General features: G+C 63.4%; 10 protein-coding genes. 2 read left to right on the top strand and 8 right to left on the bottom strand.

Translation table 11 applies throughout. The features are described from left to right. The first annotated feature begins 83 nt into the window (after positions 1 to 83). Positions 84 to 830, top strand: coding sequence for a glucose 1-dehydrogenase (locus NCR34_RS19960; RefSeq protein ID WP_248324331.1), 747 nt, complete (start codon positions 84 to 86; stop codon positions 828 to 830). 84 nt (positions 831 to 914) lie between these two features. Here the strand turns inward: NCR34_RS19960 and prpF are convergent, their stop codons facing one another. The 4 genes from prpF to prpB form a co-directional block, all read right to left on the bottom strand. Next, a complete protein-coding gene (gene prpF, locus NCR34_RS19955; protein WP_248324330.1) occupies positions 915 to 2,117 on the bottom strand; it encodes a 2-methylaconitate cis-trans isomerase PrpF in 1,203 nt (400 codons plus the stop codon). Between the two features lie 31 nt (positions 2,118 to 2,148). After that, the gene (gene acnD / locus NCR34_RS19950; protein ID WP_250501012.1) at positions 2,149 to 4,746 is read right to left on the bottom strand and encodes a Fe/S-dependent 2-methylisocitrate dehydratase AcnD; all 2,598 of its coding nucleotides are present in this window, start codon (positions 4,744 to 4,746) and stop codon (positions 2,149 to 2,151) included. Between the two features lie 170 nt (positions 4,747 to 4,916). Continuing rightward, entirely contained in the window at positions 4,917 to 6,086 is a 1,170-nt protein-coding gene (gene prpC / locus NCR34_RS19945) for a bifunctional 2-methylcitrate synthase/citrate synthase (protein ID WP_248324328.1), read from the bottom strand. 24 nt (positions 6,087 to 6,110) lie between these two features. Then, a complete protein-coding gene (prpB, locus tag NCR34_RS19940; protein WP_284506636.1) occupies positions 6,111 to 6,989 on the bottom strand; it encodes a methylisocitrate lyase in 879 nt (292 codons plus the stop codon). A gap of 205 nt (positions 6,990 to 7,194) precedes the next feature. On the opposite strand from prpB, the gene prpR reads away from it, so the two are divergent. Further along, on the top strand, positions 7,195 to 9,141 hold the full coding sequence (gene prpR / locus NCR34_RS19935) for a propionate catabolism operon regulatory protein PrpR (protein WP_248324326.1): 1,947 nt from the start codon (positions 7,195 to 7,197) through the stop codon (positions 9,139 to 9,141). A 30-nt stretch (positions 9,142 to 9,171) separates the two neighbouring features. Here the strand turns inward: prpR and NCR34_RS19930 are convergent, their stop codons facing one another. Genes NCR34_RS19930 through NCR34_RS19915 form a run of 4 tightly spaced genes read right to left on the bottom strand, consistent with a single transcriptional unit; the run spans position 9,172 to position 12,115 of the window. Continuing rightward, entirely contained in the window at positions 9,172 to 9,828 is a 657-nt protein-coding gene (locus NCR34_RS19930; RefSeq protein WP_250501011.1) for a YdcF family protein, read from the bottom strand. Position 9,829: 1 nt separating this feature from the next. After that, positions 9,830 to 10,471: a dual specificity protein phosphatase family protein gene (locus NCR34_RS19925; RefSeq protein ID WP_248324324.1), complete on the bottom strand. Its 642-nt coding sequence runs from the start codon at positions 10,469 to 10,471 to the stop codon at positions 9,830 to 9,832. Then, positions 10,464 to 10,973, bottom strand: coding sequence for a hypothetical protein (locus tag NCR34_RS19920; protein WP_248324323.1), 510 nt, complete (start codon positions 10,971 to 10,973; stop codon positions 10,464 to 10,466). The genes NCR34_RS19925 and NCR34_RS19920 overlap by 8 nt, the downstream gene beginning before the upstream one ends. Beyond that, complete coding sequence (locus tag NCR34_RS19915) at positions 10,970 to 12,115, bottom strand: MGDG synthase family glycosyltransferase (protein ID WP_248324322.1); 1,146 nt, start codon at positions 12,113 to 12,115, stop codon at positions 10,970 to 10,972. The genes NCR34_RS19920 and NCR34_RS19915 overlap by 4 nt, the downstream gene beginning before the upstream one ends. Positions 12,116 to 12,150 lie beyond the last annotated feature (35 nt).

Raw genomic sequence — 12,150 nt, 5'->3', positions numbered from 1 at the left:
TACATTGGCGACGTGGCGCTTCGACGCGGTGAGCCGAACGCCAAGTCCATCTTCGCGGTATTCAATATTCCAAGGAAATGATCATGAGCAAGCTCGCAGGCAAAGTGGCCGTCGTCACGGGTGCATCGAAGGGTATCGGCGCTGCCATCGCCAAGGCGCTCGCGGCGGAAGGCGCATCGGTGGTGGTGAACTACGCAAGCAGCCGGAATGGCGCGGACGCTGTCGTGGCCGATATCGTCGCGGCTAACGGCAAGGCCATCGCCGTCGGCGGCGACGTGTCGAATGCAGCGGACGCCAAAGGCATCGTGAATGCGGCGGTGGAAACGTATGGCCGCCTCGATATCGTCGTGAATAACTCGGGCATCTATGAGTTCTCGCCGATCGAGGAAATCACCGAAGAGCATTTCCATAAGCAGTTCAATGTGAACGTGCTCGGCGTGCTACTCGTGACGCAGGCCGCTTCGAAGCATCTGGGCGAAGGCGCGAGCATCATCAACGTGAGTTCGGTCGTGAGCCGTATCACTCCGCCCGCGAGCGCGGTTTATAGCGGCACGAAAGGCGCCGTCGATGCAATCACGGGCGTGCTGGCGCGCGAGCTCGGCCCGAGAAAGATCCGCGTGAACTCGATCAATCCCGGCATGGTGGCGACCGAAGGCACGCATACGGCGGGCATCATCGGCTCGGAGATGGAAACGGGCATCGTCGCTCAGACGCCGCTCGGCCGGCTCGGGAATCCGGACGATATCGCGTCGGTCGCGGTGTTCCTCGCATCGGACGATGCGCGCTGGCTGACGGGCGAGAGCATCATCGCGAGCGGCGGGCTGCGCTAACACCGCGTCTCGCGCTTCTCCATAGGGAGCAGCGAATCGGCGGCGCAGCGAGCCTTGCGATGGATCGCGCGCCGCCTCAAGTGGCTACTCGGCCACGCTATCCCGAGAGTCGGGCACGCGCACGAAGCCTTCGAAAAGCACCCGCGCGCTGCGGCTCATGATGGCTTTCTTCACTGACCATTCACCGTTCGCTTCGACCGCTTCCGCGCCGACGCGCAACGTCCCGGACGGATGACCGAAGCGCACCGACTGACGCGCGCCGCCGCCCGCCGCGAGATTGACGAGCGTGCCGGGAATCGCGGCGGCCGTGCCGATGGCGACGGCAGCGGTGCCCATCATCGCGTGATGTAGCTTGCCCATCGACAACGCACGCACGAGGACATCGATATCTTCCGCGCCGATGCGCTTGCCGCTCGACGCAAAATAGTCCGCCGGACGCGCGACGAACGCGATCTTGGGCGTGTGCTGGTGTTGAGCGATCTCATCGAGGCTCTTGATAAGCCCCATGCGCAGCGCGCCGTATGCGCGAATGGTTTCGAAGCGCGTCAATGCCGCATTGTCGCCGTTGATCGCGTCCTGAAGCTCGGTGCCCTTATAGCCGATGTCTTCCGCATTCACGAAGATGGTCGGAATGCCCGCGTTGATCATCGTCGCCTTGAAGGTGCCGATGCCTGGCACTTCGAGATCATCGACGATATTGCCTGTGGGGAACATCGCGCCTTGCGCGCCTTCTTCCTCCGCTGCGGGATCGACGAATTCGAGCTGTATTTCCGCGGCCGGAAACGTTACGCCGTCCAGTGCGAAGTCGCCTGTCTCCTGCACGGCGCCCTTGGTGATCGGCACATGCGCGATGATCGTCTTGCCGATGTTCGCCTGCCAGATACGCACGATCGCGATGCCGTTGTCCGGCACGCGCTCAGCATCGATAAGGCCGCTCGCGATGGCAAACGGTCCGACCGCCGCCGAGAGATTGCCGCAGTTGCCGCTCCAGTCGACGAACGGCTTGTCGATGGAGACCTGCCCGAAGAGATAGTCGACATCGTGATCGGGCCGCGTGCTCTTCGACACGATGACGGTCTTGCTCGTGCTCGACGTCGCGCCGCCCATGCCGTCGATCTGCTTGCCGTACGGGTCGGGGCTGCCGATGACGCGCAACAGCAGCGCATCGCGCGCGGGTCCCGCCACGCGCGCCGCTTCGGGCAGATCGTTCAGGCGAAAGAAGACGCCCTTGCTAGTGCCGCCGCGCATGTAGGTCGCGGGGATCTTGATCTGAGGTGCGTAAGCCATGTGATTCCTTTGTTGGATGCAGCGTGCGCGATCAGGCCGCTGCCTTCGCCGATTCGAGGAAGTCCTGAGCGAAGCGTTGCAACACGCCGCCGGCTTCGTAGATCGAGACCTCTTCCGCGGTATCGAGGCGGCACGTGACCGGCACTTCCACGCGCTCGCCATTCTTGCGATGGATGACGAGCGTGAGATCCGCGCGCGGCGTGCGCTCGCCGATCACGTCATAGGTCTCGGTGCCGTCTATGCCGAATGTCTGCCGATTCATGCCCGGCTTGAACTCGAGCGGCAACACGCCCATGCCGATCAGATTCGTGCGATGGATGCGCTCGAAGCCTTCGGCGACGATCGCCTCGACGCCCGCGAGCCTCACGCCCTTCGCGGCCCAGTCGCGCGACGAGCCTTGCCCGTAATCCGCACCTGCGATGATGATGAGCGGCTGCTTGCGTTCCATATACGTTTCGATGGCTTCCCACATGCGCGTCACCTTGCCTTCAGGTTCGATGCGCGCAAGCGAGCCTTTCTTCACTTCACCATTCACGACTGCCATCTCGTTGACGAGCGTGGGGTTCGCAAACGTCGCGCGCAACGCCGTCAGATGATCGCCGCGATGCGTCGCGTATGAATTGAAGTCCTCTTCGGGCAAGCCCATTTTTGCGAGGTATTCACCGGCCGCGCTGGTTGCGAGGATGGCATTGGACGGCGAGAGATGGTCCGTCGTGATGTTGTCGCCGAGCACCGCGAGCGGGCGCATGCCCTTGAGCGTACGTTCGCCCGCGAGCGCGCCTTCCCAATAGGGCGGACGGCGGATATAGGTGCTTTGCGGGCGCCAGTCATAGAGCGGGCTGATTGACTCATTGCTCGCGGCGTTCAGCGCGAACATCGGCTCGTAGATCTTGCGGAACTGCTCGGGCTTCACGCTCTGTCTGACGATATCGTCGATCTCTTCATCGCTCGGCCAGATGTCCTTGAGATAGACAGGCTGGCCGTCCTTGCCGATACCGAGCGCATCGCGTTCGATATCGACGCGTATGGTCCCCGCAATGGCATAAGCGACGACGAGCGGCGGCGACGCGAGAAACGCCTGCTTCGCATACGGATGAATACGTCCGTCGAAATTGCGATTGCCGGAGAGCACGGCGGTGGCGTACAGATCGCGATCGACGATCTCTTGCTGAATGACGGGATCGAGCGCGCCGGACATGCCGTTGCACGTCGTACATGCGAACGCGACGATGCCGAAGCCGAGTTGTTCGAGTTCCGGCAACAGGCCGGCTCTGTGCAGATACAGTTCGACCACTTTCGAACCGGGCGCGAGCGACGACTTCACCCACGGCTTGCGCGTGAGCCCTTGCGCATTCGCATTGCGCGCGAGCAGCGCGGCTGCAATCACGTTGCGTGGATTGCTCGTGTTCGTGCAGCTCGTGATCGCCGCGATGATGACCGCGCCATCCGGCATCTGGCCGGGCGTGTTCACCCATTCACGCGCGATGCCACGGGCCGCGAGCTCGGAAACCGGCAAGCGTCGATGCGGATTCGACGGACCGGCCATGTTGCGCACGACGGTGGAGAGATCGAAGCGCAGCACGCGTTCATATTGCGCATGCGCGAGCGAATCGGCCCAGAGGCCAGTGGTTTTTGCGTATTGCTCGACGAGACTCACTTGCTTCTCGTCGCGGCCGGTCAGGCGCAGATAGTCGATGGTGCGCTCGTCGATATAGAACATCGCCGCGGTCGCGCCGTATTCGGGCGCCATGTTCGAGATCGTCGCGCGGTCGCCGAGCGTGAGGCTCGATGCGCCTTCGCCATAGAACTCGAGGTATGCGCCGACCACTTTCTCCTTGCGAAGGAACTCGGTCAGCGCGAGCACGATATCGGTGGCCGTGATGCCCGGCTGGCGCATGCCGCTCAACTCGACCCCGACGATATCCGGCAGCCGCATCCACGACGCGCGGCCGAGCATGACGTTCTCGGCTTCGAGGCCGCCCACGCCAATAGCGATGACGCCGAGCGCATCGACGTGAGGCGTGTGACTGTCGGTGCCGACGAGCGTATCCGGATACGCGAGCCCATCGACCGCGTGAATCACAGGCGACATCCGCTCCAGATTGATCTGGTGCATGATGCCGTTGCCCGGCGGAATCACTTCAACATTTTTGAATGCCTTCTTGGTCCAGTTGATGAAATCGAAGCGATCCTCGTTGCGCCGGTCTTCGATGGCGCGGTTCTTCGCGAACGCATCCGGATCGAAGCCGCCGCATTCCACTGCGAGCGAATGATCGACAATCAACTGCACGGGCACGACCGGATTCACTTGCGCGGGATCGCCGCCCTGGTCCGCGATGGCATCGCGCAAGCCCGCGAGATCAACGAGCGCCGTCTGCCCGAGAATGTCGTGACAGACGACGCGCGCGGGAAACCACGGAAAATCGCGTTCGCGCTTTCTTTCGATGAGTTGCATCAGCGATGCATCGAGGATCGCCGGATCGCAGCGGCGAACCAGATTTTCGGCGAGCACGCGCGATGTGTAGGGCAGCGTGTCATACGCTCCCGGCGCGAGGGCTTCGACGGCTGCGCGCGCATCGAAGTAGTCGAGCGAGAAGCCGGGGAGGGGTTTGCGGTTTGCGCTATTCATTGCGGTGTCTCGGTCATTGCATGGTCTTTAGCATGCCACGCTCGAAGGGTCATGCAAAAGGGCGACCCTTCATTCGAACATTCAGGCTATTGTAGGCGCCGCCAGCGCCCGACTCGGTGAAGGCATCACCGAATCGAGCGCCGGGCTGAGACGGGGCGTTCAGCGAAGCATCACGAACGCTTTGCCAGTGGGACGAATTCGAGGTTCTCCGGTCCCGTGTAATTGGCGCTCGGCCGGATGATCTTGTTGTCGATGCGCTGCTCGATGATGTGCGCGCTCCAGCCCGACGTACGCGAGATGACGAAGAGCGGCGTGAACATGGCGGTCGGCACGCCCATCATGTGATACGACACCGCGCTGAACCAGTCGAGATTCGGGAACATCTTCTTCGCGTCCCACATGACGGTTTCCAGGCGTTCCGCGATATCGAAGAGCTTGGTGTTGCCCGCTTCTTTCGACAGCGACTTCGCCACTTCCTTGATGACCTTGTTGCGCGGATCGGAGATCGTATAAACCGGATGCCCGAAGCCGATCACGACTTCCTTGTTCTCGACGCGACGCTTGATGTCGGCTTCCGCTTCGTCGGGTGTCTCGTAGCGCGATTGAATCTCGAATGCGACTTCGTTCGCGCCGCCGTGCTTCGGACCGCGCAGCGCGCCGATTGCGCCGGTGATCGCCGAATACATATCCGAGCCCGTGCCCGCGATCACGCGACCCGTGAACGTCGAGGCGTTGAACTCGTGTTCGGCATACAGGTTGAGCGAGACATGCATCGCCTGCACCCACGACTGCGACGGCTCCACGCCATGCAGCAGGTGCAGAAAGTGGCCGCCGATAGAGTCGTCATCGGTTTCGACTTCGATGCGCTTGCCATTGTGCGAGTAGTGGTACCAGTAAAGCAGCATCGAGCCGAGCGAGGCCATCAGCTTGTCGGCGATATCTCTCGCGCCCGCGATGTTGTGATCTTCTTTCTCCGGCAAAATCGTGCCGAGCACGGAGACGCCGGTGCGCATGACGTCCATTGGATGCGCGGAGGCGGGAATCCATTCGAGCGCGGCCTTCAGGTTCGCGGGCAAGCCGCGCAGCGCCTTCAGCTTCGTCTTGTACGCCTTGAGTTCCGCGACGTTCGGCAGCTTGCCATGCACGAGCAGATACGCGATCTCTTCGAACTCGGACGTGGTCGCCACATCCAGAATGTCGTAGCCGCGATAGTGCAGGTCGTTGCCGGTCTTGCCGACGGTGCACAGCGCGGTATTGCCCGCTGTCACGCCCGACAGCGCGACGGATTTCTTCGGCTTGAATGCGCCTGCGGTTGCAGTGCTGTTATCGGCTTCGCTCATCGTGTTCGTCTCCTTCCCAAAGGGTTATTTCTTCGCAGCAAAGAGCTGGTCGAGTTTATCTTCGTAGGCGTGATAGCCCAGGTATTTATACAGGTCGGCACGCGTCTGCATGGTTTCGACTGCGGCCTTTTGCGTGCCATCGCGCTTCACGGTCTCATAGAAGTTGAGCGCGGCGGCGTTCATCGCGCGATATGCGCCGCAACAGTACAGCGCGATATCGACATTCGCTTCCTTCAGTTCGTCGACGGTGAAGAACGGCGTCGAGCCGAATTCGGTGAGATTGGCGAGAATGGGCACGCGCACGGCCGCCTTGAAGCGGCGATAGTCGTCGAGCGTCTTCATCGCTTCGGGGAAGATCATATCCGCGCCCGCTTCGACATACGCCACCGCGCGTTCGATCGCCGCATCGATGCCTTCGGCGGCCGCCGCGTCGGTGCGCGCCATGATGACGAACGCGTCGTCGGTGCGTGCATCGACCGCGGCCTTCACGCGATCCACCATTTCGCCGGTCGGCACGACTTCCTTGCCCGGCCGATGACCGCAGCGCTTTTGCCCGACCTGATCTTCGATATGCACCGCCGCCACGCCCGCCTTGATGAACGAGCGGATCGTGCGCGCAATGTTGAAGGCGCCGCCCCAACCCGTATCGATGTCGACCAAGAGCGGCAGCGACGACGCGTCGGTGATGCGGCGCGCATCGATCAGCACGTCTTCCATCGTGCTGATGCCGAGGTCGGGCATGCCGAGCGAGTTGGCGGCCACGCCGCCGCCCGACAAATAGAGGGCTTTGAAGCCGACCGCTTCTGCCATCTTCGCGGCGTAGGCGGTGATCGCGCCGACGACCTGCAATGGCGATTCTTCCTCGACGGCTCGGCGGAACCGCGCCCCTGCGCTTTTTGGCATTTGGTATTCAGAACTCACATTCGTCTCCTGCTGAAGGTGCGTCCTTAAAGCAACTATCTTGCCAGGCCGTTACAAGCCCGTAACTCCTTGATTTTTCACGGCCAGCCCGGATGACTCTTGCGCAATGGTTTCGGCTGTGAATTGACGATTCCAAAAGTGAAATCGTGGTGCATACTGCATGCTCCCACCCGGCATTCAAAACACCATGCAAACCGAAACCACGTCTCGTCCTCGCATCTGGGCGGTGGGGATCAGCCGGCTAAGGGCCTTGTTCATCGATCTCGCGGGCGCGTACGAAAATCGGGCCGAGCTCGAAGTCGTGCCGCTCGCCTATGAAGATGCCGCGCGCAGCATCGAATCCGCGCGCGATGGGCGGCCGGATGTCGTCGTGGCGGGCGGCTCCAACGGTGCTTATCTCAAGAGCCGGGTGTCGGTGCCGGTGGTCGTCATCAGCCCGACCGGCTTCGATGTGATGCACGCGCTGACGAAGGCGCGACGCGAGGGCGCGAGCGTCGCGCTCGTCACGCACGGCGACACGCCCGATGAGATTCGCCGCTTCCTGGCCGCCTACGGCATCGAGGTGATCTGCGAGTCGTACCGGTCGGCGCAGGACGCGGAGAGCCTCGTGCTGGACCTGCGCGACCGCGGCGTCGACGTGGTAGTCGGCCCGGGGCTCGTCGCGGACCTCGCGGCCGAAGCGGGCATGAGTTCCGTGTTTCTCTATTCGCGCACGTCCGTCGTCGCGGCGTTCGAGACCGCGCTCGAAGTCGCGCAGGCGATGCGTGGCGAGGCCGCCCGCCGTAATCGCCTGGACAATCTGTTGCAGCATCTTCGCGATGGCGTCGTCGCGGTCGATGCAGAAGGGCGCATCGAAGCGATGAATCGTCAACTCGCCGCCGCGCTTGGCATTTTAGATGCATCGCGGGTGGTCGGCCGGGCGCTCTTGGATGTCGCGCCCGAACTGCAAGGCGTGTTGCCGGCTGCCGACGGCGACGTGTTCGGCGCGGTGCGCGGCGTGAGCTACGCGATTCATCGCGGACCGCTCGCGAGCGGCGGCGCATCGGACGGCACCATCTTCACGTTCCAGGAATCGCGAGCGGTCGAGAGGCTCGACAGAAGCCTCCGATCGCGGCGAGGCGCGCAGGAGTTCGTCGCGCGCTATCGGCTGGAGGACGTCGTCGGCGAGTCGGAAGGCATCGAGCGGGTCAGGGCGCTCGTGCGCCGCTACGCGAAGTCCGATGCAACCGTGTTGATTCTCGGCGAGAGCGGCACGGGCAAGGAAATGGTCGCGCAAAGCATGCATCGCCTGAGCCGTCGCAAAGACTTCCCGTTCGTCGCGATGAACTGCGGCGCGTTTCCCGAGGCGCTGCTCGAAAGCGAACTGTTCGGCTACGAGGAAGGCGCGTTCACGGGCGCGCGCAAGGGCGGCAAGGCGGGCCTCATCGAGGCGGCGCATCGCGGAACGCTCTTTCTCGACGAAATCGGCGAGATGCCGCCTTCGCTGCAAAGCCGCTTGCTGCGGGTGCTGCAAGAGAGAGAGGTCATGCGTCTCGGATCGACGGAGCCGACGCGCGTCGACATCCGCGTGATCGCGGCGACGCATCGCACGCTCGTCGAAGGCGTCGCGGACGGCTCGTTTCGCGCCGACCTTTTCTATCGCATCAATATTCTGAGCCTGGCGTTGCCGCCGTTGCGCGCGCGCGCGTCGGACATCGTGCCGTTGGCCATCGAGCTGTTGATGCAGGCGGCGGGGCGCGACAAGGCGCTGGCGCTGCGCGTGCGCAGCCGCGAAGCGGCGGCGCGTGTTGTCGCGCCGCTCGAACAGGCGTTGACGCGTCACGCGTGGCCCGGCAATGTACGCGAGTTGCAGAACATCGTGGAACGGATTGCCGTCGAGATATCCGACATGCCGCTCGACGGGGATCGCCCCGTCGCGTTGACGCCCGACGATCTGCAAGTGATCGCGCCCGAGCTGTTCCCCGCGCAAGCCGAGGCTGCGGCGAATCCGTCGCTTCGCGACATGAGCCGCTCCGTCGAAGCGGATCAGATCCGCGCAACGCTCGCTGCGTTCAATGGCGATCGCGACGCGGTCTGCAAGGCGCTCGGCATCAGCAAGACGACGTTGTGGCGCAGGCTCAATGCGAAGCGGTGAAGCGCGGGAGCACGTCGCACTTCGGGCTCCTCAGTGACCGCGATCCCGAAGCAATCCGCGGATGAACCACACCGGCCGAATCGATACCGGCTGCGCGTCCGGATCGAGCGCGAGGCGAACGAAATAGACCGCGAACGCAGGCACTTCGCGCCAACTCGAATACACATCCATCGCTCGAAAGCGACGCGGATAGGCGCCGAGCACGATGTGAGCGCCCGCCTTTTCGAACGCAAGCCGCGCTCGCGGCAGGTGGTAGTACTGCGTGATGAGCATGACGCGATGCATGCCGCGCTCACGCATGAAGGCCGTCGCGTTTCGAGCCGATGCGAGCGTGTTGTCGCCTCGATTGTCGAGCACGATCGCGCCGTCCGCGACGCCACGCTCGCGCAGCCACGCGCGCATCGCCTGAGCTTCGTCGAGACCGGGCCCGTCGATACTGCCGCTCACGAAGAGCACCGGACACTGCCCCGCGCGATGACATTGCAATGCCGCTTCGAGGTGCGGCCGCAGAATCGAGGCGGGCGTCCCGTTCCGGTTCAGAGCATTGCCGAACACGACCGCCACATCCGCACTTTCCTGCGGCATGGCGAGGCCGCTCACGCAAATGCACACGGCCGCCAGCATCCAGCAGCCCAGTACCGCGATGCCGATGCGCCCAGCCCATCGAACGAGCCCCGATAACGTCACCTCAGCCCCGCCGCGGCGTTGCGCCTACTTGCCGCCTCAGCCAGTCGACATCGACCTGTTCGAGGTATCGCTTGATATTGCCCCAGACGGGATGAAAGCCGTAGCCGCCATTGAGCAATTCGTCTTCCGCGGCCTCTTTGCTCCATCCCTGATAGACCACGCGATACAGCGCGGACACGAGTCCCGTGCGATCCGCGCCGTGCTGACAATGAATCAAAACCGGCCCCTCGCGATCCACGTCGCGCAGCGCCCTGAGCGCGGCGATCATGTCTTCATCGCGGATATCCCACGTATTCATCGGGATGCGCTGCAACGCGATGCCGCTTCCGGCGAGCAGGTCCTCGTCCGAATGAAACGAGCGAAAGCTCACGATCTTGCGGATGCCGAGCGCGCGCAATTGCGGCAAATCGCTCTCCGAAATCTGCGCGCTGCGATACAGCGAAGGCGTGATGCGATGCAGGTTTTCGATGCGCGTGAACAGCATCGGCTCCGCCCAGTTCAGCGGCCGTGGGGCTGGGGTCAACTTCGCTGGCGTCAACTTCGCTGGCGTCGGTGCGAGGGCGCCGGTCGCCATCGATGCGACGACACTCGACACGACCGTCACGCCTGCCGCATAGAACAGCGCGTTGAAGACCCTACGCATCGCGCGTCGCTTCGGTAGTCGTATCCGCTCGTCGCGATACGAAGAACAGCACGCACGCCGCCGCGCTCATCGTCCAGTAATCCGTCGGCGCGAACGCGACCCAATGCTTGTGCCAGGGCACATGAAGCGGATCGAAACGCGTTAGTCCATATGCCGGATTGAGCACGAACCACAGGAAGTCTTCGATGAGCCAGAAGGCCATGATGCAGGCGACGATGCGCGCCTCGATGCGCCATGACCATCGGGCGAAGAAGATCGCGGGCATGTGAAAGCACAGCGCCATGAACGGAAAGACCCAGGCGTGATAGCCGGTCATCGGGCGGCCGCCCCAAAAGATATCGAGCAGCCAGTGATGTTCGATGCGCCACGTCGGCAGATTCGCGGCCCAGCCCGCGCTGCCTTCGATCTGAATCTCGACGTTGGCGAAGAAGAAGCCCAACAGCGCGACCCATGCGACGAGCGCGAGCGTGCGTACGCCCGGCAACCAGCGACACGCCTTCATGCCGCCTCCGAAGCCGCAGACGACAACGCATGCAGCACCGTGTCCAGCACGAACCGTCCGGCGTGCGGCCGCGCGAGCGGCGCGATCCGGCGGCGCATGTCGTCGAGTTGCGAAGGATCGCGCAAAAGACCACGAACGCGATATTCGAGCCCGACTGCATCGACGGCCTTGAGCGCGACGCCCTGTTCGAGCAGGAAGTCGGCGTTGCGTTCTTCCTGGCCGGGAATCGGCGCATTTAGGATCATCGGCAGATGCATCGCAAGACACTCGGAGGTCGTCAGTCCGCCGGGCTTCGTGATGACGAGGTCCGAGCAGGCCATCAGGCGTTCGACGCTGGGCGTGAAGCCGGACGCGTGGAGCCGTCCCGGATAGCTGCCGCTCAGTTCCTGCAACGCCCGCAGCATCGCCTCGTTCCGGCCGGCAAGGGCAATCAGCTGGAAGTCGCCGTCCATGCGCAGCAGGCGCGCGGCGAGCGTATCGAGCGCGCCCAGGCCCGCGCCGCCGGACATCATCAGAAGCGTGCGCCGTTCGGGATCGAGACCGACTTCGGCAGCGCATGCCGCGCGGTCCAGCTTCTCGCTGAACGCAGGCATGACGGGAATGCCGCCCACATGAATCGACGCCGCCGGCACGCCGCGCGCGGCCATGCGCCACGCCACTTCGTCGTTAGCGGCGAAATAGCCCTGCATGCCCGGCACCACCCACAGGCGATGAAGATCGAAGTCCGTGACCTGCACCCACACCGGCGTGCGCAGATTCCCTCGCCGACGCTCACGCGACAACAATTCCGCAGGCAGAAAATGCGTGCAGACGATGGCATCGGCTTGATGCCGCTCGATCTCTGCTTGCAACGCTCGGCAGTTCAGGCGCTCGACGGCGCGTCGCAGCCGCTCGCCGAACGATCGCGGCGACGCATGATCGGTCTTCTGGTAGAGATAGCTCCACAACGCCGGCTGATGCGCCACCAGCTTGATGTAGAAATCGGCGTAGAGCGCCTTGAAGCTCGCGGGCACGTAGTCCATGACATCGAGATGCACGGCTTCGACGCCCGCCGGATGGACCGCCGCATACGCGCACAGCGCCTCGGCGGCGCGCACGTGTCCTGCGCCAGCGCTGACGCTCAGAATAAGGAGCTTCGGCATGGGAAACAACTCAGATGGATTTCGTCAGGATGACG

Source organism: Caballeronia sp. GAWG1-5s-s (assembly GCF_023631445.1).
Taxonomy (GTDB): Bacteria; Pseudomonadota; Gammaproteobacteria; order Burkholderiales; family Burkholderiaceae; genus Caballeronia.
Note: the sequence above shows the minus strand (reverse complement) of the source record. Positions and strands in the feature narration are given on the sequence as shown.

Bases quoted from the DNA above. Each gene is read 5' to 3' on its own strand.
- NCR34_RS19960 (WP_248324331.1), top strand. From the start codon at position 84: ATGAGCAAGCTCGCAGGCAAAGTGGCCGTCGTCACGGGTGCATCGAAG.
- prpF (WP_248324330.1), bottom strand. From the start codon at position 2,117: ATGGCTTACGCACCTCAGATCAAGATCCCCGCGACCTACATGCGCGGC.
- acnD (WP_250501012.1), bottom strand. From the start codon at position 4,746: ATGAATAGCGCAAACCGCAAACCCCTCCCCGGCTTCTCGCTCGACTAC.
- prpC (WP_248324328.1), bottom strand. From the start codon at position 6,086: ATGAGCGAAGCCGATAACAGCACTGCAACCGCAGGCGCATTCAAGCCG.
- prpB (WP_284506636.1), bottom strand. From the start codon at position 6,989: ATGCCAAAAAGCGCAGGGGCGCGGTTCCGCCGAGCCGTCGAGGAAGAA.
- prpR (WP_248324326.1), top strand. From the start codon at position 7,195: ATGCAAACCGAAACCACGTCTCGTCCTCGCATCTGGGCGGTGGGGATC.
- NCR34_RS19925 (WP_248324324.1), bottom strand. From the start codon at position 10,471: ATGCGTAGGGTCTTCAACGCGCTGTTCTATGCGGCAGGCGTGACGGTC.
- NCR34_RS19920 (WP_248324323.1), bottom strand. From the start codon at position 10,973: ATGAAGGCGTGTCGCTGGTTGCCGGGCGTACGCACGCTCGCGCTCGTC.
- NCR34_RS19915 (WP_248324322.1), bottom strand. From the start codon at position 12,115: ATGCCGAAGCTCCTTATTCTGAGCGTCAGCGCTGGCGCAGGACACGTG.